The following is a 21,836-nucleotide window of genomic DNA, read 5'->3' on the forward strand; positions in this document are numbered from 1 at the left end:
TTCACGACGCCGTCGTCGCGATTGCGCTATCCAGTCGGGTCGTCCCGACCATCGCGGCCACTTCGGCCACGTCTCGTGCGGAAGCCCGGTTCTTGCGGTCGAGCTTCAGATCGTAGGTGATCGTCGCGCCATAGGCGGACGGGAACTGGGGGTCGTGGCGCACCTTGTCGAAGACGAGCACGCGGGTGCCGAGCTTGAATGCCTCGCCTATATCGTGAGTGACCATGACGACGGTCATGCCGTGTTCGGTCCATAGCTCGATGAGCAGCTCATGCATCTCGGCACGGATGCCGGGATCGAGCGCGCCGAAGGGCTCGTCGAGAAGCAGGATCTGCGGCCGGCCGAGCAAGGTCTGCGCGATCGCCAGCCGTTGCTGCATGCCACCCGACAGCGAAGCCGGATAGAGGTCGCGCGCATGGGCAAGCCCGACCCGTTCCAGCATGGTTTCGGCCTCTTGCCTGGCGCTTTTGCGCCTGGCGCCGAAGACGCGGCCGAACGGTCCCCCCGAACGGAAGTCCTCGACCAGCAGCAAGTTCTGCAACGCGGTCAGATGCGGAAACACGGAATAGCGCTGGAAGACGATGCCGCGCTGCGGCGTCGGCTCCGGCACGATCGGCTGGTCGCCGACGACGACCACGCCGCCACTTTGCTGTTCCTGGCCAAGCAGGATGCGCAGGAACGTCGATTTTCCACAACCGCTGGCGCCAACCAGCGACAGGAATTCACCCGCTTCGGCGGAGACGTTGACCCGTTCCAGCACGCGGGCGTCGCCGTAGCTCTTCTCCAGCCCATGGACGAGGATCCGGCTCATCTGGTCCGCACCGGATGAGCCCAGGGCGAGATGATGTGAGAGAGCCGCACGAGCAGCCAGTCGGTCATCACCGCAAGCAGCGAGATCCAGGCGACGTAAGGCAGGATGACGTCCATCGACAGATAGCGACGAACGAGGAAGATGCGGTAGCCGAGCCCCTCGGTGGAGGCGATGGCTTCTGCCGCGATCAGGAACAGCCATGCCGGCCCAAGCGCCAGCCGTACGCACGTGATGAGACGCGGCATCACCTGTGGCAGCACCAGCCTGAGCACCATGGTCCAGCTGTTGCCGCCGAGCGTCTGTGCCTTGGCGACGAGCTCCGGCGGCAATTCCATCACCCGGTTGGCAATGTCGCGCACCATGACCGGTGCGACGCCGACGGCGATCAAGGTGATCTTGGCCGTTTCGCCGAGGCCGAGCGCAATGAACAGGATCGGCAGCAGCGCCAGTGGCGGGATGACGCAGACAACTGTGACCAAGGGCAGCAGAAACGCCCTGACGCGCGGGATGAAACCTATGGCGACGCCGAGGCTGAGCGCCACCAGCGTGGCCATGCCGACTCCGGCGAACAGCCTGATCAGGCTGGCATAGGTGTCGGCCCACAGGATCAGGTCGCCGGAGCGCTTGTCCGGCACCGTCGCCAGGTCTGAAAAGGCCGACCACATCTGTGCAGGGGAAGGCAGCAGCTTGTCGCTGGGATTGACCGCCAGCCTTTGCGCCGAAGCGAAGAGATAGGCAATCGCCACGGCGGCAAACGGCAGCGTCCCAAGCAGCAACGCTCCGCCGCGCGAGACCGTCGCGTTGATGAGACGAAGCCGCGCTTTCGGTCTGCTAAGTTGCAGGCGCGCGACTTCGGGACCCACCGCGGCCTGCATGATGCCGGTTCCTCTGGCTAGCATGTCGCGCTCCCGCGTCAGAGCGTTCCGCCCGCTGCCTCTGCCATAAAGGCCGGATCGAAGCGCAGCTTGACGTTGTTGACATCGCCCAGCGTCGAGCCGTCGGGGAAGCTCATGCCGATCACGTCGACGCTTGGCGCATTGGTACCAAGAATGCCGTGGCTGAACAGGAAGTTGCGCACCAGATCCATGGTCTTCGGCAGTTCGGCGCCGTTGGTGAATGCGACCGCCTTGGCCGGCTCGAAGAACATCGCCGTTGATGCAAGCTGAGCGTCGAAACCGGCAAGATCCGTACCCGACGCCTTGGCCATCTCTTCTTTGGCCGCCTTGCCTTCGGGCGTGCCCGAGGTCATCAGCGCCATGGCTTCATACCATGCACCGACAAGCGCCTTGCCCAAGGCCGGATTGTCCTTCAGCATCGCGGTGTTGACGACCATCATGTCTATGATCTCGCCGGGAATCTCAGTCGAATCAAATACCTTGTGGGCGCCCGGTATGGCGGCGATTTCCGAGACCAGCGGATTCCAGGTGACGACGGAAGTGACATCGCTGGTGCCGTAGGCAGCGACCATGTCGGCATCAGAGGTGTTCACCACCGTAATGTCCTTTTCGGCCAACCCCACCGTCTCCAGCGCGCGCGCAAGTAGGTAATGTGAGACGGAAAGCTCGACGAGATTCACCTTCTGGCCGGCAATATCCTTGAGCGCGGCCTTGTTCTTGAGGATGACCGCGTCGTTGCCGTTGGAGAAATCGCCGACGATCAAGGCCGTCGTGTCGACACCGCCGCCGGCCGGGATCGAAAGCGCATCCATGTTGGTCATCGAACAGCCGTCAAAGCCGCCGGCGGTGTACTGGTTGATGCTCTCGACATAGTCGTTGATGCGGGTGATCTCGACATTGATGCCGTATTTGTCGGCCCATTTCTTCATGATGCCGCTGTCGGAAAGATAGCCCCACGGCATCCAGCCGACATAGATCGACCAGCAAATCTTGAAGTCTTTCTTCGGCGCCGCTTCCGCGGCCGATAGGGAGGGAAGGCTGAGTGAAGCGGCTAGAATGATTGCGGCCAGTTTGCGAAGCATTGCATACCCCTGTTTGCGATCCGGATTGCGTCCGAACGTCTGTTTGGGGGGTTCACGGAGCGCGCATCCGGGAGAGGTTCGCGCCAGCAAACTCGTGCAGGGTTCTCCCGGGATTTTGGCCCGCCGTGTTCCGCCGGATGCCTCAATGCATCTCAAGCGGTCGCGTCTCTTGGACCAGCACCGTGATCGACACGGCCGGAACCCTAGACGCTCTGCACGTGAACAGCGAAGCAAGGGGCGTGCCAGTCTGGAAAGGCGTCCTGAGGCGGCCTTTCCCCGGCTTTGCAGGCAATCGCGTTGTGCTGATGCCACAAAAGTCATCGCAACGCCGACAGATTAGGCAAAGAAAATCTAGCGTCACCAATGTGAGCCTTGTGCCCTGGGGACCTCCGCTGATGGCACCATCCTCTATGGTGGCCCACATACACGCCCAGTAGGGACACGTTCGGGGAGGGCGTGAGCGCGCGGCGGATCCGGATGCCAATTGGCGCCGACCCATGTGACGAGTGCGCCCGATCGTGCAAGGGCAATTCGTGAAATAAGCGCGACTGCAATGATGCTAGGCAAGCCCGATCGCGTGTCGGGAGGCAGTTGTGAAAGTTGCGATCATCGGACCAGGCTCGCTCGGGAAGGCCTTGGCGAAACGTCTTGGCCTCGCCGGGCACGAAATTCGCCTCAGCTTCAGTCGTGACGAAGGCAAGTTGCGCGCAATCGCGGCAACCCTCCATGTTGGCTTCGGTGCCCCTGACGAAGTAGCAAGATGGGCCGACGTAATTGCCCTGGCGACGCCATGGCCGGCTCTCGAGTTGGTGATGGGCGCGCTTGGCGATTTGTCGGGCAAGATCGTCTGGGACAATACCAATGCAGTCGCGCCTGACCTTTCCACGATGCTGCTAGGCACTACGACGTCTGTAGGCGAGGAGGTTCAGAGGCGCGCGCGGGGCGCGCTTGTCGTCAAGTGCATTCCGACCTTTGCCGAATTGCTTGACAGGGATGATCCGCGTCTCAACGGCGATCCGGTGATGAGCTATGTCGCCGGCAATGACGCTGATGCCAAGGCGGCGGTTTGCCGGCTTCTCGCCGATCTACCGACAATGCCGGTCGATGTCGGCGATCTCACGGCCTCGCGCCTGATCGAGCCGATGATGCTGCTATTGGTCCAGCTCGCCTATCGGCGCGGGATGGGGCCGACAATTTCCTTCAATCTCATTCGACAGGACGGAACCGGTTCATGACTGATTATCTACCCGCGCGGCGCAAGGCGATTCCAGTAGGACGTCTGCTGATCGATGGCCAATGGCGCGATGCCGTCAGTGGCGAGACTTCGACGACTTTTGATCCGACCACGGAGGCGGCGATCACCAATATTGCGAAGGCGGGCGTCACCGATACGAGCGATGCCGTCGCGGCCGCGCAGCGGGCTTTCGAGCAAGGACCCTGGGCGCGGACGCATCATGAGGAGCGTGCCAAGATCCTGTTTCGCATCGCCGATCTGATGGACGAGCGCGCCGAGGATTTCGCGGTGCGCGAGGCGATGGATATGGGTATGCCCTATCGCGATTTCCGCGATATCATCATGCCGCACTGCTCGGGACTGTTCCGCTTTCACGGCGGGCTCGCCATGAGCGCGATGGACGGCGCCTATCGTACCAGCTACGAACCAAATATCAGGATCCTGACGCGGCGTGAGCCGCTCGGCGTGGTCGCTGCGATCACCCCGTTCAATTTTCCCCTCGCGCTGTCCTGTTCGAAAATCGCGCCGGCACTCGCGGCGGGTAACACGGTCGTTCACAAGCCTGCGACCGACACGCCCCTGACGGCCCTCGCCCTGGCGCAAGTCATCCTCGACGCGGGCGTGCCGCCAGGCGTCTACAATCTCCTCACCGGGCCGGGCGGCACCATCGGCGACGCGCTGGTCAACGATGCCCGCGTCGACAAGATCGCCTTCACCGGGTCGACCGCCGTCGGCCAGGGCATCATGCGCAACGGTGCCGGGACGATGAAACACCTGACCATGGAGCTCGGCGGCAAGAGTCCCAATATCGTTTTTGCCGATGCCGATATCGATGCCGCGATACAGGCAGCCTTCTGGGGCATCTTCTGGAACAAGGGCGAGGTCTGCGTCGCCGGATCGCGCCTGCTGGTCGAACGCGCCTGCTATGACGAGGTTGTCGAGAAGCTGAGCGCCATGGCGAAGTCGGCGACGCTCGGCGATCCGCTGGACCCTGCGACCATGATCGGGCCGATCGCGTCGCGCGGCGAGTATGACAAGGTCTTGAGCTATGTCGAAGAGGGCAAGCACACCGCGCGACTGACCGCGGGCGGCGGCACCCGCCAGGTCAACGGCAAGGGCCTCTTCATCGAGCCGACCATCTTCGCCGATGCGACCAAAGACCTAAGGATATCGCGCGAAGAGATTTTCGGCCCCGTCCTGCCGGTGATTCCATTCGACAGCGAGGAGGACGCGATCCGGATCGCCAACGACACCAGCTACGGGCTCGCCTCGGGCATCCAGACCGGCGATCTCGGCCGCGCCTTGCGGCTCGCCGACCGGATCAAGGCAGGCACGGTCTGGCTGAACTGCTGGCACAAATACCATCCTAATGCGCCGTTCGGCGGCTTCAAGATGAGCGGCTATGGCCGCGAGCAGGGCCGCGAGGCATGGGAAAGCTACACCCAATACAAGACGATTTGGGCGAATCTTGGCGAACCAGTCGAGTTGGCGCGATGAGCGTGCGCGATTCCAACCCACTCGACCCGCGGCATCCCAAACGCGTCGCGATGGTCCTTTCAAACCCGGCTGTTTCAACCACCACAGGCTGGCCGGTCGGGTTTTGGTGGAGCGAGTTAACTCATCCCTGGCTCGCCTTCACCGAGCGCGGATACGAAGTCGCGATCTTCTCGCCTGAGGGCGGCAAATGCGAGGCGGATGCGTTGAGCGATCCGCGCGATCCGTCCGGCTATTCGGATACGGATCTGATCTCGCTCGGTTTCCTGTCGACGCCGAAACTGGCGGCGCTGGTGGAGACGACCCGGCCCATCGCAGAGCTGTCGGTCGACGCGTTCGACGCGATCGTCGTCGCTGGCGGCCAGGCGCCGATGTTCACCTTCGAAGGCGCAACCGAGTTGCAGCGGCTGTTCGTCAACTTTTTCGTGGCCGGCAAGGTCGCGGCCGCCTTGTGTCATGGCGTCGCGCTGCTGCGCTACGCGCGCCTCTCAACCGGCGAGCTGCTGGCCAAAGGGCGCACTGTTACCGGTTTCGCCAATGTCGAGGAAGACTTCGCCGATAATGCCGTCTGGGAGATGGGCGCGCTGCCGCACGGTACGCATCTGATGCCATGGCGGATCGAGGATGAGATGCGTGCGCTCGGCGCGAATTATGTTCAGGCCGGGCTGTGGCGCGATTTTGCCGTGCGCGACGGCAATTTGATCACCGGCCAGCAGAACTTCTCCGGAGCGGCTACCGCCCGTCTTGTCATCGAGGCGCTCGGTGGCTGAGGACCAAAGGCCGCTCCTTCGGTGAAGTTCGAGAGTCAAACTCGCCGTCAGGACGGCGATGCCAAACGACATCGGCCCAATAGGATCCGGGGTCCGTCCAAGAACTCCACGTCAAACAACCACTATCAGCAGCGAGGATGAACCATGGCCGTAGTGACGACACTTGATATTGCCGGCCTGACGGCCGAAGATTATAGCCGCATCCTCGATCGGATCGGCGTGGAGAAACGGCCGGCTGGCGGCATCTACCAGCACATCGCGCATGCCACCGACGATGGCTATCGCATCATCGAGATATGGGACGACAAGGCAGGCCTGGAACTCTTCTTGCAGGACACATTGTTTCCCGCCGCACAGGAACTGCAAATTCAGCGTGAAATGACCATTATGATCCAGACACTGCACAACATCTTTGTGCCCCGGATTGGTGAACTGACTGCGCTGGCAAACGATGCGCCTGGTGGACCATTCAAACGGGCCAAAGTGTAGACGTCAAGGATCGAGGATGCGGCGATCGATCATCGAAGTCCTGCAGGAACTTGCGTCCGGACGCCCGGTACAACGATGGTGACCGCGGCAAGTGCAAAGAGGTTGTTCTTTCCTGCCGGCGACTATCGCCATGCGCCGGCCGGAGTCGTTCAGCTGCGTGTGATTCGCAGCGGTTCATCCTATGCAGAGATCGATCTTGGCCGCGGGCTGCGGCGCGTCTTCACCCGCCCCGGCGACCTGCTGCTCAGCCTTCCTGAGCGTGCCACGCGGTTCAAGATCGAGGAGCCGCGCGAGCTGACGATGATCACCGTTGACTCCGCTCTGGCGTCAAGGCTCCTGGTATCCGCAGGCGGGACCCCCGAGGACCTGGTAATCCTGACCGATCGACCGATACGCGATTCGCTGGTGGCCGAGTTGTGCCGACGCCTCGAAGGCGACCCGCCAGCCAACTCCATCGTCCGCGAATGGACGCTGGGCCTGGTTTTCGCGAACCTGCTCCGTCTCGGGCATGCACGTCAGCGGCAGCAGAAGTCTCCGGTCCTAACCTCGCAGCGGTTCGACCGGGTTCTCGCTGCGATTGACGGCGATCTGGAAAAGGGGGTGTCGATCGACCATCTTGCCGGAATCGCGGGAATGCCACGACGCGCCTTCACCGCCGCCTTTCGCGAGGCGACGCAATTGCCGGTACATCAATTCATTTTACGCCGCCGCGTTGATCGCGCGGTCGAGCTTTTGGAAAATAGCGATCTGCCGCTGGCCGAGATTGCTCAGCACGCGGGTTTCACTCACCAGGCCCATATGAATCGCGTCGTGACCCGATTGAAAGGGCTGTCGCCAGGCCGGCTGCGGTCTCGCAGGCGCGAGGGCTGACTTGTGATCTATTTCAGCATCAGGATTCGAATGGCGGAGACGTGATTTGCTGAAACGTCCGTTGGCTAAAATGCCCGACAGTTTGCGTGCAGAGCTCGAGGCCGCAAATCTGATGCCTGCTTTCAAGCAACGGCCTCCCTATCAGCGTAATGATTACTTGCATTGGATCGAGCGCGCCCGTCACCCGGAAACACGCCGAAAGCGCATAAATCAGATGATTGACGAGCTTACGAAGGGAGGAATCTACATGGGCATGCAACAAGAGCTGGCATCGCCGCGAAGCTAGCAGATCGGTCAACGATCATTTTCCAATCCGTGGCTTATCGAGATCGGGTGCTTTCCGGATTAATCTTCATCGGTTTCCCCGCGCTTTTGCGCAGAGGATGCAGAGAGCCAATAGTGATAATCGAACCTATCCTCCATTTTCGTTTGCGGCAGGTGGCCTTATGATCGTGACATCGCAGACCAACAACGTGCTCGGTAGCACGTCGGGAAGGTGGCGCGTCTGGTCGCTCTCGGACGGTTACATCGAGATGCCGGCAGACCTTCTGCGGGACCCGCAGGACAATCCGGTGCCGCAAGCTGCGCAGGCAGGGGCGCTTCGCCTGTCTGTCAATTGCTTCGCGCTCGCAGGTCCAGGCGTTGACGGCGTTCTGATCGACAGCGGAGGAGGGGGTTGGGCCCCGACAGTGGGGTGTCTTGAGCAGGCCATGGCGGAAGCCAAGATCGACCCGGCTTCGATCACGGTCTTGGCGCTCACCCACGCCCATCAGGATCATGTGCACGGACTTTTGACCCCCGACGGCCGAGTGCTCTTTCCAAACTTGAAGGCGATCGTAATTCCCGAGGCGGCTGTGGAGGGCTTTTTCGCTTACGCGCAACTTGCGCAGTTCCGGCCCCTGCTGAAGCCCGTCCAGAATGGCGACCAGGTGGGTGAGCGATTGAGGGCGGTCGCCCTGCCCGGTCATGCTGCCGGTCATACCGGCTACGCGTTCGACACGGACGAGGACCGTTTCCTATTCTTCGGGGACATCGTTCATGTGCCGGCCTTGCAGTTCGGCAATCCCGCGTTCAGTTGGGGCTATGACGACGATCAGCTGACCGCGCGCACAACCCGCCTAAAGGTTTTCAGTGACGCGGCCGAGGCGGGGACGTGGATCGCCGGCGCGCACCTTGGCTGGCCGGGCATCGGTCGCGTGGTGCGTCAGGGCGAAGCATACGGCTATGAGCCGGCTCGAGCGATGCCGCCGCGTTCAGAGTGATACCGCATCTTTCCTGTCGCGCCATGCCTTGGCTAAACCTCGATCCCTGGCCATGAAGTGCTCTATCACGGAGGAATGGGCCTTATGGGACCGGAGACGTCTTTGCCTGGCTCCAGCGCAGGACTTCAGCATATGTGACCAGCCCCCGATGCACCGCAGCCGAAAGCTCTTACGTCACCTTCACGGGTTTGTCGTCCTCAAGTGCGCCATATGTTCGACTGGTTGATTGTCGCGGAACTATACGGAAAGGTTTCTGATTTTGGCACACGAAAAAAATCAATTAAATCAACGGCAGCGGCACATCGTCCGGCCCACCAAAGTATTCTTGATCCACTGGCGGCCGATCGACGCCTGAGGCTTACCGGATCGGCGTCTCGCCGCGAAACAGCGGCTGGTGCGCCCGCATCAAGGCGGCGATCCGGTCGGCGACTTTCCGTACCGGCGGGGAGTGACGTTCCTCGTGATGGGTGACGATCCATTGGTCGGTTTCGAGTTCGGGGATAGGCTGAGCGACGCGAACCAGCCGCGGATCGCCGTCACCGACGAAGCACGGAAAGACCGAAAGGCCGGCGCCGGCGGCCACCAGTTCACGCACCGAATGGGTGTTGTTGCCGCGTACGGCGATGCGGTCGCCGTGATGGGCTTGCAGCCAGCGTGCCGAGGCAATGTTTGCGCCTTCGCCGGTGACGCCGACGAACAATCCGGCGGCGATGCCGTTGATCAGGTGGCGTCCGGAATAAATGGCGTGGGCGACCTTGCCGCTCTGACGGCCGGCCAGCCACTGCTCGGTCGGGCGCTTGCTGCGGATACCGATGTCGGCGGCACGCCGGCCGATGTCGACCCGGTCGGTGGTGGTGACAAGCTCCACCCTTATGCCGTCATCGACCGTCCAGATCTCGCCGATATGGGCGGAAACGAAGGCCGAGGTCCATGGCCCGGCCGAGATGCGGACAATGCGGTCGGGCAGATTTCCCTCGCGCCAGCGGGTCAGCGACTGCATTGCCGCCTCGACGTCTTCGGCGCGCCGCAGCAGTTCTTCCCCGACCGGGGTCAGCCGATAGCCGGTCTGCTGGCGCACGAACAGAGGTTCGCCGATCTGCTTTTCGAGCGCGGTGACGCGTCGTCCAAGGGTGGCTGCGCTGAGGCGCGTGGTTCCCGTCGCTGCGCTCAAGCCACCCAGCCGCGCAACGTCGAGAAACAACCTGAGATCGTCCCAGCCGATATCCATTTTGCAGAAATGAAAAACTCCTTGCGACCGTGGCTGTAGCGCGAAGCGAGCACCACGCGCAAGTATGGAGGCGTTGGACAATCCTGCCTGGCGGGGCGTGACAAGCGCCTCGGCTGGCCAAGAAGCGAACTCAACCCTTTCGATCGCGCATGCGATTGGCGCAGATGCTTTGCGCTTTCGATCAACCCAGGCGCGCGGGCATTCTGCGGGCCAAAGGAGACGATCATGTTGGATGAACTTCGATACCGTTTCGCCCGCTGGATTGCCTATCGCCAGACGCTTGCGAGCTTGAGGCAGGCCCGGGACAGCACACTGGCGGATGCCGGCATTTCTCGCGAAGAGATCCGCGAGCGTGCCCGCCGCGCCAGCTTGCGTCGTTGAGGAACCGGGCATGCAGATGATGATGCTTTGGGATGGCCGCTCGGTACCGCGCATCGGCATCGGCACCTGGGCGGCGGGTGGCCCCGCGCGCTGGCGTGACACGGCGACAGTCTATGGCGAGGTCGACGATGTCAGGTCGCAAGCCGCGCTGGCGATGGCCTATGAGATCGGGGCGCGGGTGTTCGACACGGCTGCCGCCTATGGCGCCGGCAATGCCGAACTGATCCTCGGGCGGGCGTTGAAGGGTAAGGACGAAGCCGTCATCGTCACCAAGGTCGGCTATTTCGGCGATCCCGAAACGCGCAAGATCGCACCCGAGGATGCCTCTGCCGCGGCGATCCGGACATCGATCGACAATTCGCGGCAGCGCCTGCAGCGCGATTGTATCGACGTCGTGCTGCTACATATCAACGAGTATACGATCGAGCGCGCCGGCGAGGTGTTCGATACGCTCGGCCTGTTGCGCCAGGAGGGCAAGATCGGCGGCTTCGGCTGGAGCACCGATCACCGCGAAAGGCTTGCCGCCTACGCGCCGCGCGAGGGGTTCGTCGCCGTAGAGAACGACTTCAATGTGTTTACCCCGGCGAACGAGCTGATGGCCGTTGCGGCGCGCGAGAACCTCGTCTCGTTCAGCCGGCTGCCGCTGGCAATGGGGCTGCTCACCGGCAAATACACGCCGGCCATGCGGCTGCCCACCAACGATGTGCGCGGCGGGAATGCCGAATGGATGGTGTTTTTCAGGGATGGCGCCGCCAACCCGCACTATCTGTCAAGGCTCTCGGCAATCCGCGACCTGCTCACCTCGGGCGGTCGCACGCTTGCGCAGGGCGCGCTCGGCTGGATACTCGCCAAGTCGGCAATCGCCCTGCCGGTTCCCGGCTTCACGCGGCCCGAGCAGGTCGAGGACAATCTCGGCGCGCTGGAAAAAGGGCCGCTGCCGGCAGCGGTGATGGCCGAGATCGACACCGTGCTGAAAATTGCCGAGACTGCTTAGAGTGTGGCGAATCCGAAATTCGCATTGGCGATAAGCGGCCAACTTCGATCTGTCGGATGTCCGCCGGTATCGCATCTTCCTTGGTCAAGCTTCCGTGGCGCAATTGAACAAAGACGGAGCGGCGGACACGACTCGAGTCGAAGGTCCGCCGCTCCGGTTTTTAGATCAAAGAGTGGTGCTGCCACGGAAGATGGGTGGCGAGCTGCGCTTGAGCTGCGCCGTCGACCGCGTCGCTGTCGAGAGAGAGCGACCCGGTTGAGCTGTCAAAGATGATGTGGTGGGAACCATCATCGGTGGCCGTATCAGCAGGGGAAGCATGCAAAGAAAGCCCACCCGACTTAAGCTCGGTAAGAGCGGCTTGATCGAGGTGGAGCTTGTCCTGGAGCTTGCTGAAGTCGAAGGCATCGTTGCCTCCGTGACCGGACATGATCTCGGCGGCGGCGCCGTTCTTTGCCTGGGCGCCGACATTTTCATCGGGCTGGACGGTTTGCGCGAACCCGTGGCGGATCAGGCTGGTAGCCGTCTTGTCGGATGGGTCGTTGGTCGGGAGAAGCTCCGAGCCCGCCGAAAGAGAATGGCTCAACGCAGCCAACAGGCGGCCAACGCCGCCGTCCTCGCTTACCTTGTCGCCGGCATTATCGTGGTTGGTGTCCGTCGTACTGCCGTCGCCGGCGAGGAGGTGCGAAAGCGCGGTCTTGCTATCACTGCCATCGCTGGTGGTGGCGCCGGAGGCGGCGGTGTCCGTCGAACTGCTATTGCCAGCGAGGAGGTGCGAAAGCGCGGTCTTGCTATCACTGCCATCGCTGGTCGTAGCGCCGGAAGCAGCGGTCGGAGTCGAAGTGCTGTCGCCGGTGGCGTCATGGGAAGGGGCAGTCACAGTCGAACTGCTTTCGCTGGTGGCGGTGTCGGAAGGGGGTGTCGCGGTAGCACTAGCGTCGCTGGTGGCGTGGGAAGGGGCAGTCACAGTCGAAGTGCTATCGCTGGTGGCGGTGTCGGAAGGGGGCGTCGCGGCAGCACTGGCGTCGCTGGTGGCGTGGGAAGGGGCCGTCGCAGTCGAAGTGCTGTCGCCGGTGGCGTCATGGGAAGGGGCAGTCGCAGTTGAACTGCTGTCGCCGGTGGCGTCATGGGAAGGGGCAGTCACAGTCGAAGTGCTATCGCTGGTGGCGGCGTCGGAAGGGGGTGTCGCGGTAGCGCTGCCGTCGCTGGTGGTGGTGTCGGAATGTTCGGCTCCGGTGGTAGCGAGGTTGTGCTCCCGGAAAACGGCTTGCAGTTCGGACGAGCTTTCAAGCGCGGTGTCGCCGTTCTGCGTTCCCCATTTATAGGTGTAGTCGAAGCCGGGCGTCGGCACCAGTGCGGCCCAATGATCGATCATGGTTTGCATCTGTTCGGGGGTGGGCATGACCTGTCTTCCGCCGTCGGAAGTCTCCCAGTTACCGCCGCCGAAGGCCTGATAGACCGGAACGATGTTGTTAGCCGGGATGCCGGATTTCACCGCTGCAGCCACGGCTCGATCGATCATGTCGTAGTCGACCGTGTCCGTTCCCGTGCGCACCGGATACGGGTCTATGCCGAAATAGTCGATATGCGTGTTGGCCGGATTGTAGGTGTTCGTAAAATCCGGATTGGTCGGGGATCCCATGTTCATCATGGTGATGAAGGTCTTGGCGCCTGGAAAATGCTCATGGATCCAGTCGGATTCCGCCTTCAGGTTCTCGGCGGTTGCGTAGGTGCCCCACCTGCCGGTGGGATCGGGCTCGTCAACAAGATAGAACCCAAACACGTTCGGATTGCCAAGGAAGGGGGTCATTTTCTCGATGAAGGATGAGGTCACGCCCTCATGCTCATTGAGATAGACCAGGCCCTTCATGCCATCCGGCAATGCGTTAACCTGGCTAGCATATTGAACGTCGGCCAAATTGAAGCCGGCGGTTGCAATTTCGGTGGCGGAACCACCCGAGGTGTAGTGCAGAGTTGCCATCCAATATTCCTTTTTTCTCGTTCGATAGCGCCCGAGGCCTACCTACTAGAGGGTGTATATTAGCGCCAAATCACATACAGACACCCGTTGATAGAATCATTGAGCGTTTGTAGAAATGCTGCACGCATTGTGGCTTATTTTGGCAAAACCGATTGTAGACAAGAAATTTATCGCTTTCTGAGGTCACAATCCCGGCGGAATCGCGACTTTATTTTGAAGCAGCTGTAGATTCGCAACTCATGACCTTTTGTATTACGGGGACGTTACATTATTGGTTTGTTTTGATTTATAAATTTACCTTACGAGATGAAAATAAGACAGACGTTAACTTAAGAGCCAAGCCGCTCCGCAGTCTCACTGCCGTAAGCAATTAGTTGTGGACAATTCGTAGGCATCTGCGCTCATCATCTTATATCGGTCGGCAGATCTCCGTGATCGAGATCAAATCAATGTAGGAAACCGCTCAAGGTGAGAATAGGGGCGGTTCCCAGTCGGAGCGCCTGCCGCACTCGCTCATGAGGAAGACTTAAGCGACGTAAAAAACTGTTCGGCCGACGTTTATGAGCGAGGGACAACTGCCGAATGACTGCCGGGGTTGCGGTGCCTGGTCCCTGCTCTCGCGCTCAGGTAATTGGCATTCCCGATTTATCTATCCCTGATCTGCGAAGGGGCGGTTTGCGAAGCTATGGCCGCTATTGCGCAGAGGATCTGATAGCGGCCTCGGGAAATAGGAACGCTCGCACGGAAGGAGAAATCTAAATAGAGATATTCAATAGATATCAAGAATATCATCGCTTTACGTCCGTATATCTATCCAGATTATCTGATTTAATTGGAGATCGGTAGTTTCATGGTCTAAAAAATAGCTTGCGTGTTGCGGAATGCAATTGTGAAATAAATTTCTATTCGACTGTTCATCTGCCAATTTAGAGATCAGACAAACGTTTAATCTGAGAGCCAAGCCCCTCCACAGTCTCATTGCCGCAACCAATTAGTTGTGGACAAGTTGTAGGCGTCTGCGCGCTCGTCGCCGGATATCGGTCGGCAGATCAGGTTTCCGACATCGGAGGGGGTCGAATCGGCTTATCCGCTGGTCGCAAGGAGGCAAGTCGCGTCAGGGGTTGTGGCTGAGGGGCTGATCATCATGCCTGGTAGCACGCGGACCCGGACAGGGAGCTTAGGAATCCCAGCGTAGAGCAGCCGTACAGCGCACGACTGTCGGAAGCGCTTTCTTCGGTTGTCTTATCAGTGGCGAGTCCGGCTTGGCACAACTCCCTAGAGTTCGAGGCGCAATTCATCCGCGTACCCACAAGATGCTGTCGAGGTGCTTCGCGATATGCGTAAGGCCGTGATCCCAATGCGGTTTACCTCATTCAAACAGACGAGGACAGTAGGCAAGCCTCCTCCTACCGTACCCTTTCACGCGCACAGAAGTAACGAAGCAAAACCATGAAAGCAGATGCGAAAGGCAGTTACTTCACGCGGCCGAAACACGGCGCACGGACGGGAGCTTCGGGATGAATCCGCATCTCGTTTGTGTGGGAGGCGAAGATCACGCCCTGAGAATTCCGTTCCTAATGTCGCTGCGCGAAAGCGGCTTCCGGGTCACTGCAGTTTCGACCGGCGATGAGGCTGCGTTTTTGCGGCATGGCATTCCGCATCGCCGCTACGGTTTCGACCGATTTGCCAGCGGCAGTGGCGAGTGGACCGCCGTAAGAGCGATTCGGAAATTGGTTGCGGAACTCCGGCCTGACATCGTCCAAAGTTTCGACACCAAGCCCAACCTGCTGGCACCGTTTTCGGTGCGCGGAACGGTGCCGGTCGTGCGCACGATCAACGGCCTGGGCTGGACATTCTCCTCGCTGGAACCGCGGGCTCTGGCGTTGCGTCCAATCTTTTGCGGATTGCAATGGCTTGCCTCCTTCTGGACGGCAGCGACGGTGTTTCAGAATCGGGACGATGAGGCTTTCTTCAAGCGCTTTCGATTGATTGAACCCGGCAGCGGAAGAGTCATCCGCAGTTCTGGCATCGACGTCGATGCGTTCGCCATGGCGAGGCATCTTGCTCCGCCGGCAACGAAAATGCGCCAGGAACTCGGGCTCCAGTCAGCAGAGATCGTAATTTTTGTTGGCCGGTTGACCCGCCAGAAGGGCATCCCGGTACTGCTTCAAGCAGTCCCCCGCGTCCTTTCTAAAAGGCCTAATGCTCGTTTCGTGCTTGTCGGCCCTTGGGAGTCCGAAGGTCCATTTGCAGTCGACAAGTTGGAAATCGATCGACACGCTCCTCATGTCATCGCGCTTGGCCCACGACGCGATGTTCCAGCCCTTCTTGGTATGGCCGACGTGTTCGCCTTCCCCACACAATATCGAGAAGGAATCCCGCGCGTCCTGCTCGAGGCAGGGCTGGCGGGATTGCCCATCGTCGCCTCAAAGATGCCCGGCTGCAATGAAGTGGTCGAGGATGGATGGAACGGCTACCTTGTCCAACCGCACGACGCCGATGGCCTTGCATCTCGAATAGTTGACATCCTGTCCGACCGCAGTCGCGGAAAAGTCATGGGCGGTCGTTCTGTCGAACTTGTCCGGGAGCAGTTCGCGCTGCCGCGGGTGGTGGCCCAATATTGCGATCTGTACAAAAATATCCTTGGCGCCAAATCCCACAGCGATCTCGCCCGACCGGCGTCTCCGATCTTGTTTGGAGAGGGTGCTGCGAGAAGCAGATTGGATGTGCGCCGATGATCCGGGACGCGATCCTGGCCTGCGGCCTCGCAATGACCTATGCGGTGCAACTCGACATTCCTGGATCGCCCTTGGGGATTGGCGAACTACTCCTTGTGCTTTGGATCATGCTCTCGATTGCGCGCGTGCTGGCCGGCGGTCGCCTGGAGACCAGGCCGGCGCTGACACTCCTTGCAAGCTACTGGACGATCATGGCGCTTGCTCTCGGGGTCGGCACCGTTGTCGGCTATCTGACCACAATTCTGTACCTGACGGGCCTGATGCACGATACGATGGCCTACCTGCTGTTGGTCAGCGTCACGTGCCTTGCCGCTGCAGAACCCGAGGCTGATCGCCGTCTGCGTCGTACTGGCTGGTGGGTTGTGGGCATCGCGAATATGGCCCTTGCCATTCAGCTGGGACAGGGCTGGGGCTGGATCCCCCGAGCTGGCGTCGATCCCTGGTACTGGGACCGCTTTCGTGGCTGGTCGCATAATCCAAACCAGCTCGCGCTCTACTGCGCAATCTTTGGCCCGCTAGCCTTGCATCTTGCGACCACCACCAGCAACCGATGGGGCAGGTTTCTTGGGATCGCCAGCTTGTTCCTGACCTTCTATGTCGGGAGGCTGACAAAGAGCGATACCTATTTGTACACCAGCATCCTGACCTGCCTGACATTCCTCGGGCTGCGGATCAGGACATGGCTCAAGACCGGTGGCAACGGGATCAGCTTTTCACGGCAAGCCGTCCTCCTGTTGCTTGTCGGTATCCTTCCGTTGGCGATGGCGATAACCCCCTATGCCGTAACGGAGGCGAGCGTCCTCGAAAACTTCGCCAAGGGCCTGACCAAGGACAAGGGCGGCGAGGCTACTGCGGAAACCGCCGCGCTCCGCGTGCATCTCTGGGACGAAGCGTTGGAGAAGGGCGCCGAGTCCGGATCGCTTGGCCTTGGTCCAGGTCCGCATCTCGAGCGCCCATCAGTGTTCGACTCGCAATTTCTGGAACGACCCTTCGAGGCTCACAACACGATCCTGGACCTGTACACTCAAGGTGGTCTCATTGCGGTTCTGGCGCTGGTCTGGATCGTCGGCGCCGCCATCATGTCGGTTTGGCGTGCGAAGCTCGACGCGCTGTTAGCGCTCGTGGTGTCAATCATCATCTTCGGGATGCCGCACCTGATCATCCGCCACCCGATCGTGTGGTTTGCGCTGACCATCTGCCTTGTCGCCGGTACGCCGAAAGCAGTTTCTGCAATCTCCAACAATCCGGGGTAATGGTATGTGTGGTATTGCCGGAATTCTTCTTGCATCCGATTCAGCGGACACGAGGCCGCTCAGGGCAATAGGGCAGATGACGGCCGCACTTCGCCACCGCGGGCCGGATGGCGAGGCATTCTGGGTAAACTGTGAATCGGGTGTCGCCTTCGGTCACAGGCGGCTGGCAATCGTTGACTTGTCGGAGGCTGGCTGTCAGCCGATGCATTCCGAAAGCGGCCGATATGTCATCACATTCAACGGCGAAATATACAATTTCCGTGATTTGCGCCGTGAGCTGGAGAGTACAGGCCATCATTTTCGGAGCGCCAGCGATACCGAAGTCATGCTCGCCGCAGTTGAGAGTTGGGGCCTCGAAAAAGCACTCACGCGTTTCGCCGGCATGTTCGCTTTAGGATTATGGGACCTTAAGACAAGGACGCTCCATCTCGCCCGCGACCGAATGGGCAAAAAGCCGCTTTATGTCGCCTCAACACGCGATGCACTTGTTTTTGCTTCCGAGTTGAAGGCGATCAACCGTTTTCCAGGGTTTTGCCAGGAGCTCGATATCGATGCGGCCGCGGCAATGCTTTCGAAGGGATGGGTACCGGATGACAGCTGCATTTGGCGAGGCGTATTCAAGCTGCCGCCGGGTTCGGTCCTGTCGGTAACGGCCGCTGAGTTCTCCGGGGAACGCAGTGTCGCCTCCCTGTCGCATCGCATTCGACACTGGTGGTCGCTGGCCGAAGCCGCCACGAAAGGGCGGACGGAGCAGGTCGCCGGCAGCGACGAGGAACTCACCGATGAACTGGACGGCCTGCTTCGGCTTGCCGTTCGGGAGCGCATGATCGCTGACGTCCCGCTTGGGGCCTTCCTGTCGGGCGGAATAGACAGCTCGACGGTTGTGGCCCTGATGCAGGCTCAATCGGAAAAGCCCGTGCGCACGTTCACGATCGCTTTCGGAGAGGGCGGGTTCGATGAGGCTCCGCACGCCGCGGAAGTCGCGCGGCATCTGGGCACCGACCATACCGAACTCCACCTTTCGGCTGCCGTAGCGCGCGACGTCATTCCAGAACTGCCGCAGATCTGGGATGAGCCTTTCGCTGACGAATCGCAGATACCAACTCTGCTGGTGGCGCGGCTCGCCCGCCGGCACGTTACGGTGGCTCTGTCGGGCGACGGTGGCGATGAATGCTTCGCCGGCTACGCCCGCCACTTCATGGCGGCCCGTCTGCGACGACAGCATACTCTGCCGTCAGCACTGCGTCGGGCGCTCGCGGCAGGCACTGGGTTACTGGCCCGTGCAGCCCGTCACGATCTCGTCGGCAAGCTGCCGCTTTCGGAGGGTGCACGGCATGCGCTTCGGGGGGATCGGCTGAATCGCCTCGCTCAGCTGCTCGCTGCAGCCAATGAGGACGAGTTGTATCGGCGACTTACGGGATCATCGACCGAGAACCTGAGCCTCCACCAGCCATCCTCATCAATTCACGTCGAGCACCGGCTTGATGGGCTGCTGTCCCGGCTTTTGTATGACGATATGGCCGGATACCTGCCCGGGGATATATTGGTGAAGCTGGACCGCGCCAGCATGGCCAATAGCCTCGAGGGGCGGTGCCCGCTGCTCGATCATCGTGTTGTCGAATTTGCCTGGCGCCTGCCGACGAATACGAAGGTTCGTAATGGCAAAGGCAAGTGGATCCTTCGTCAGTTGTTGCGCCGGTACGTTCCGCAGCGGCTGATCGAGCGGCCGAAGCAGGGTTTTGATGTTCCAATAGCAGTCTGGCTGAGAGGCCCGCTGCTCAGTTGGGCAAACGATCTTGTCGCCGATATGCGCTTGTCCGGAGACGGGATTTTCGACCTTGCGGAGCTCGATGCGTGCTGGCGCGATCACGTTGATGGCAGGCACGACCATTCTCGCAAATTGTGGCCCGCTTTGATGTTCCAGGCCTGGCACAACGAGGCAAGGCGGCCATCGCCGCCCGCAACGGGTTCTCGCGTGCCCGAACTTACAGGAGATTAAGATGGAAGGGTCCATAGTTAGCCGCATCCACCTTCCGCACGTTAACGAAATGCACGTGCCTGCGCGCGAAATCGCTCCGCGCATGAAACGTCAGCTACGCGAACAGATGGACACGCAAACCCCGTTCCATCAGCTCCTCGTTACCCTGGCAAGAAAAAAATGGTTCCTGATGACCATGGTCGTCAGCGGCGGCGTATTAGCCGCGCTTGCCGGTCTTGCACGGCCTGCCCTGTATGAAGCCACCACACAGGTGATCGTCGACGCACCCAGCAGAGCGGGACCTGCCGGCGGCTTGGTCTCTGCTCAGGATGCGCTGGATTCCAGCATTGACGACCATATAACCATGCTCTCGTCGCAAAGCCATCTGCGAAGCGTGGTGGCAGCGTTGCGCAAAACGGACGCTCTCAACAGTACTACAAAGGTTGATGCTGGCACCGAAAATTCTGCTGCTAACCCTGCGGGCCTTGAGCCGCCGAAGCGCTCGGGTACAGCCGATCTGCTAGCCAAAATTTGGCCGCGAAGCACTCCGGCGGAGCCAGATGCGGCTGAGCTCAAGATACTGCGCAAGGGTATAAGGATCGGCCAGGAGCTGCGATCGAGGGTCATCAGTGTCGGCTTCACCGATCACGATCCGGCGCGGGCCGCCTTGATCGCCAACACGTTCGCCCAAGTGTATATTGGCGATCTGGCAAGGAAAAGCCAAGCATCGGACAGACTGGAACTCGAATCGATAGTTGCCGGACTTCCAGCTACACAAAACAGTCTCGCAGAAGCGACCGATCGTCTTGAGAGGTATCGGCTGAGCCATGGCGCGGTCGACCAAGGTGCAGCGGACAATGCCGCCAAAGAGATAGTCGAACTTACCCAGCAAATCTCCTTGTCGAAAGCGGATCTCTCCGCATCGGAATCTCGACTCCAACACATTCAGGACTTGCGAAAGCGGGGCGCGTCGGTTGCCTCGATCGCCGAAGCCGTCGGATCACCGGTGCTGGCCGATCTCTTGGCACGCCAGGCCAACGACACGACAGATGAGGACGTCACAGATGCGATCGACCGTCAGATTGACCAAGAAATCGCCAGCGCCGCTGCCGAGGCCAACATCTATCGCTCTCAGATTGCGGCGCTGCAAAAGCGCAAGGATGTCCTGGATGCGGTCGTAGCCGACACAGCCGGCCGGCTTTCCGGATTGCGCGCTCTCGAGCCGCAGGTCAGCATCCTGACGCAGCGCTACAACGACCTTTTGACCCGGCAACAAGACTTGACGCGGCGTATTGCAAGTCCATCCCCCGGAGTCAGGCTTCTCTCAGCGGCGTGGCCCCCTACCAATCCAACGACTCTTTCGCCGATATTTCTTATTCCGCCCGGCATGGTCGTGTTTGGCCTGATTGGGGGGATATTCATACTTGTCCGCCAACGCTTCGATAGCACCTTGCGCGGAGAGGCCGAAGCTGAAGCAGCGCTCAAGGTTCCGTGCCTCGGGCTAATACCCCAGGCTGCCACAACGCACGCGAAGCGACTGCAGCAGCTGGTTTCAGGCCAGCAGGAGTCCAGATACAGCCGCGCCGTGACGGCCCTGCTTGTCGCCGCGGCGCCCCAACGGGCGAGAGATTGCTCGAACATAATCTTGATAACATCCTGCGGTGAGGATGATGGCAAGACCGAGCTCGCATGGAGCATGGCCTTGGCGGCCACCAGACTTGGAGGGCGAGTACTCTTTATTGATCTGGACCGCACGGACCGCCGCCTTACAGGCGAGTTTGTGAAGGAATTCAGCGCACGTAAGCCGCACAATTTTTTCGGAGACTATATCAGTGACCGTTGTGCGCTGCACGATGCGATAGCTGGAATGTCGGCAATCGGAATCGATTTCATGGCGCTCGCACCGTCGGAGGATCTGCTGCCCTTGCTGTCCAGTGTCGATGGCTCCCCTTTCAAAGATGAACTGCACTCGGTCTATCGGGTGGTCATCATAAATGGACCGCTGGGGCTTGAGGGACCAGAGGCCAGACTCCTGACAGGCTGGGGTGACGTGGTTCTTTTCGCCGTTCGCTGGGCGAAAACGCGACGCAGCATCGCGCGAGGCGTTCTAGACCTGCTTGCGGGCGATACGCCAGCTTCGGTTCCCGTCGCCAGCGTTCTCACGAAGGTTAATCTCAGGAAGCACGCGGGTTACCGGTTCGGGGACAGCGCTGATCTCTTGCTGGAGAGGGCATGACGAGCGCGGCTTTTATTGTTGCGTACTTCCCGCCACCGCCTGGTTGAAAATCACCGCTTTAGGCGCTACGCCGATCGGCTGCTGGGCGCGGGCCATCCGCCAGTAGCTGGGGTTGTCGCGGAGAGGTCCATCCGGAGCGTGG

At 60.6% G+C, this 21,836-nt stretch carries 18 protein-coding genes and 1 riboswitch; of the genes, 13 read left to right on the top strand and 5 right to left on the bottom strand.

Annotation, left to right across the window (positions count from 1 at the left end):
* Position 1: 1 nt before the first annotated feature.
* The 3 genes from NKH70_RS09550 to NKH70_RS09560 are packed head-to-tail and all read right to left on the bottom strand — an operon-like array spanning position 2 to position 2,789.
* Positions 2 to 811, bottom strand: coding sequence for an ATP-binding cassette domain-containing protein (locus NKH70_RS09550; RefSeq protein ID WP_352916998.1), 810 nt, complete (start codon positions 809 to 811; stop codon positions 2 to 4).
* The gene (locus NKH70_RS09555) at positions 808 to 1,686 is read right to left on the bottom strand and encodes an ABC transporter permease (protein WP_352917043.1); all 879 of its coding nucleotides are present in this window, start codon (positions 1,684 to 1,686) and stop codon (positions 808 to 810) included. Before NKH70_RS09555 ends, NKH70_RS09550 begins: the two co-directional genes overlap by 4 nt.
* A 38-nt stretch (positions 1,687 to 1,724) precedes the next feature.
* Entirely contained in the window at positions 1,725 to 2,789 is a 1,065-nt protein-coding gene (locus NKH70_RS09560) for a putative urea ABC transporter substrate-binding protein (protein ID WP_352916996.1), read from the bottom strand.
* Between the two features lie 102 nt (positions 2,790 to 2,891).
* A riboswitch (guanidine-I (ykkC/yxkD leader) is annotated at positions 2,892 to 3,007 on the bottom strand.
* A gap of 375 nt (positions 3,008 to 3,382) precedes the next feature.
* Here NKH70_RS09560 and NKH70_RS09565 point away from each other — a divergent pair.
* The 7 genes from NKH70_RS09565 to NKH70_RS09595 all read left to right on the top strand — a co-directional run bounded on the left by NKH70_RS09565 (position 3,383) and on the right by NKH70_RS09595 (position 8,908).
* Entirely contained in the window at positions 3,383 to 4,024 is a 642-nt protein-coding gene (locus NKH70_RS09565; RefSeq protein WP_352979835.1) for an NADPH-dependent F420 reductase, read from the top strand.
* The gene (locus NKH70_RS09570) at positions 4,021 to 5,520 is read left to right on the top strand and encodes an aldehyde dehydrogenase family protein (protein ID WP_352916993.1); all 1,500 of its coding nucleotides are present in this window, start codon (positions 4,021 to 4,023) and stop codon (positions 5,518 to 5,520) included. Before NKH70_RS09565 ends, NKH70_RS09570 begins: the two co-directional genes overlap by 4 nt.
* Positions 5,517 to 6,287, top strand: coding sequence for a type 1 glutamine amidotransferase domain-containing protein (locus NKH70_RS09575; RefSeq protein WP_352916991.1), 771 nt, complete (start codon positions 5,517 to 5,519; stop codon positions 6,285 to 6,287). Before NKH70_RS09570 ends, NKH70_RS09575 begins: the two co-directional genes overlap by 4 nt.
* 144 nt (positions 6,288 to 6,431) lie before the next feature.
* Positions 6,432 to 6,776, top strand: coding sequence for a hypothetical protein (locus NKH70_RS09580; RefSeq protein WP_352721406.1), 345 nt, complete (start codon positions 6,432 to 6,434; stop codon positions 6,774 to 6,776).
* Positions 6,777 to 6,851: 75 nt separating this feature from the next.
* Positions 6,852 to 7,646: a helix-turn-helix domain-containing protein gene (locus tag NKH70_RS09585; protein WP_352916989.1), complete on the top strand. Its 795-nt coding sequence runs from the start codon at positions 6,852 to 6,854 to the stop codon at positions 7,644 to 7,646.
* Between the two features lie 46 nt (positions 7,647 to 7,692).
* A complete protein-coding gene (locus tag NKH70_RS09590) occupies positions 7,693 to 7,932 on the top strand; it encodes a YdeI/OmpD-associated family protein (protein ID WP_352467078.1) in 240 nt (79 codons plus the stop codon).
* Between the two features lie 160 nt (positions 7,933 to 8,092).
* Positions 8,093 to 8,908, top strand: coding sequence for an MBL fold metallo-hydrolase (locus NKH70_RS09595; RefSeq protein ID WP_352979837.1), 816 nt, complete (start codon positions 8,093 to 8,095; stop codon positions 8,906 to 8,908).
* Positions 8,909 to 9,266: 358 nt separating this feature from the next.
* Here the strand turns inward: NKH70_RS09595 and NKH70_RS09600 are convergent, their stop codons facing one another.
* Positions 9,267 to 10,136, bottom strand: coding sequence for a LysR family transcriptional regulator (locus NKH70_RS09600; RefSeq protein WP_352916986.1), 870 nt, complete (start codon positions 10,134 to 10,136; stop codon positions 9,267 to 9,269).
* Positions 10,137 to 10,361: 225 nt separating this feature from the next.
* Between NKH70_RS09600 and NKH70_RS09605 the strand changes: the two genes are divergently transcribed.
* The gene (locus tag NKH70_RS09605) at positions 10,362 to 10,517 is read left to right on the top strand and encodes a YjiS-like domain-containing protein (RefSeq protein ID WP_352467081.1); all 156 of its coding nucleotides are present in this window, start codon (positions 10,362 to 10,364) and stop codon (positions 10,515 to 10,517) included.
* A 10-nt stretch (positions 10,518 to 10,527) separates the two neighbouring features.
* Complete coding sequence (locus NKH70_RS09610) at positions 10,528 to 11,511, top strand: aldo/keto reductase (RefSeq protein ID WP_352916984.1); 984 nt, start codon at positions 10,528 to 10,530, stop codon at positions 11,509 to 11,511.
* A 160-nt stretch (positions 11,512 to 11,671) separates the two neighbouring features.
* On the opposite strand, the gene NKH70_RS09615 is transcribed toward NKH70_RS09610, so the two are convergent.
* Positions 11,672 to 13,489, bottom strand: a complete 1,818-nt coding sequence (locus NKH70_RS09615) for a calcium-binding protein (protein ID WP_353015620.1) — start codon at positions 13,487 to 13,489, stop codon at positions 11,672 to 11,674.
* Between the two features lie 1,517 nt (positions 13,490 to 15,006).
* On the opposite strand from NKH70_RS09615, the gene NKH70_RS09620 reads away from it, so the two are divergent.
* The 4 genes from NKH70_RS09620 to NKH70_RS09635 are packed head-to-tail and all read left to right on the top strand — an operon-like array spanning position 15,007 to position 21,694.
* Entirely contained in the window at positions 15,007 to 16,227 is a 1,221-nt protein-coding gene (locus tag NKH70_RS09620) for a glycosyltransferase (protein ID WP_352913700.1), read from the top strand.
* Positions 16,224 to 17,480: an O-antigen ligase family protein gene (locus tag NKH70_RS09625; RefSeq protein WP_352718005.1), complete on the top strand. Its 1,257-nt coding sequence runs from the start codon at positions 16,224 to 16,226 to the stop codon at positions 17,478 to 17,480. The genes NKH70_RS09620 and NKH70_RS09625 overlap by 4 nt, the downstream gene beginning before the upstream one ends.
* Positions 17,481 to 17,484: 4 nt before the next feature.
* Entirely contained in the window at positions 17,485 to 19,479 is a 1,995-nt protein-coding gene (asnB, locus tag NKH70_RS09630) for an asparagine synthase (glutamine-hydrolyzing) (protein ID WP_352718269.1), read from the top strand.
* Position 19,480: 1 nt separating this feature from the next.
* Entirely contained in the window at positions 19,481 to 21,694 is a 2,214-nt protein-coding gene (locus tag NKH70_RS09635) for a GumC family protein (RefSeq protein WP_352913703.1), read from the top strand.
* Positions 21,695 to 21,836 lie beyond the last annotated feature (142 nt).

This window comes from Mesorhizobium sp. M0991, assembly GCF_040318915.1.
In the GTDB taxonomy this organism is placed as follows: domain Bacteria; phylum Pseudomonadota; class Alphaproteobacteria; order Rhizobiales; family Rhizobiaceae; genus Mesorhizobium.

Coding starts and splice junctions, on each gene's coding strand:
- NKH70_RS09605 (WP_352467081.1), top strand. CDS start 10,362: ATGTTGGATGAACTTCGATACCGTTTCGCCCGCTGGATTGCCTATCGC.
- NKH70_RS09580 (WP_352721406.1), top strand. CDS start 6,432: ATGGCCGTAGTGACGACACTTGATATTGCCGGCCTGACGGCCGAAGAT.
- NKH70_RS09625 (WP_352718005.1), top strand. CDS start 16,224: ATGATCCGGGACGCGATCCTGGCCTGCGGCCTCGCAATGACCTATGCG.
- asnB (WP_352718269.1), top strand. CDS start 17,485: ATGTGTGGTATTGCCGGAATTCTTCTTGCATCCGATTCAGCGGACACG.
- NKH70_RS09555 (WP_352917043.1), bottom strand. CDS start 1,686: ATGCAGGCCGCGGTGGGTCCCGAAGTCGCGCGCCTGCAACTTAGCAGA.
- NKH70_RS09615 (WP_353015620.1), bottom strand. CDS start 13,489: ATGGCAACTCTGCACTACACCTCGGGTGGTTCCGCCACCGAAATTGCA.
- NKH70_RS09585 (WP_352916989.1), top strand. CDS start 6,852: ATGGTGACCGCGGCAAGTGCAAAGAGGTTGTTCTTTCCTGCCGGCGAC.
- NKH70_RS09595 (WP_352979837.1), top strand. CDS start 8,093: ATGATCGTGACATCGCAGACCAACAACGTGCTCGGTAGCACGTCGGGA.
- NKH70_RS09610 (WP_352916984.1), top strand. CDS start 10,528: ATGCAGATGATGATGCTTTGGGATGGCCGCTCGGTACCGCGCATCGGC.
- NKH70_RS09600 (WP_352916986.1), bottom strand. CDS start 10,136: ATGGATATCGGCTGGGACGATCTCAGGTTGTTTCTCGACGTTGCGCGG.
- NKH70_RS09560 (WP_352916996.1), bottom strand. CDS start 2,789: ATGCTTCGCAAACTGGCCGCAATCATTCTAGCCGCTTCACTCAGCCTT.
- NKH70_RS09635 (WP_352913703.1), top strand. CDS start 19,481: ATGGAAGGGTCCATAGTTAGCCGCATCCACCTTCCGCACGTTAACGAA.
- NKH70_RS09620 (WP_352913700.1), top strand. CDS start 15,007: ATGAATCCGCATCTCGTTTGTGTGGGAGGCGAAGATCACGCCCTGAGA.
- NKH70_RS09550 (WP_352916998.1), bottom strand. CDS start 811: ATGAGCCGGATCCTCGTCCATGGGCTGGAGAAGAGCTACGGCGACGCC.
- NKH70_RS09575 (WP_352916991.1), top strand. CDS start 5,517: ATGAGCGTGCGCGATTCCAACCCACTCGACCCGCGGCATCCCAAACGC.
- NKH70_RS09570 (WP_352916993.1), top strand. CDS start 4,021: ATGACTGATTATCTACCCGCGCGGCGCAAGGCGATTCCAGTAGGACGT.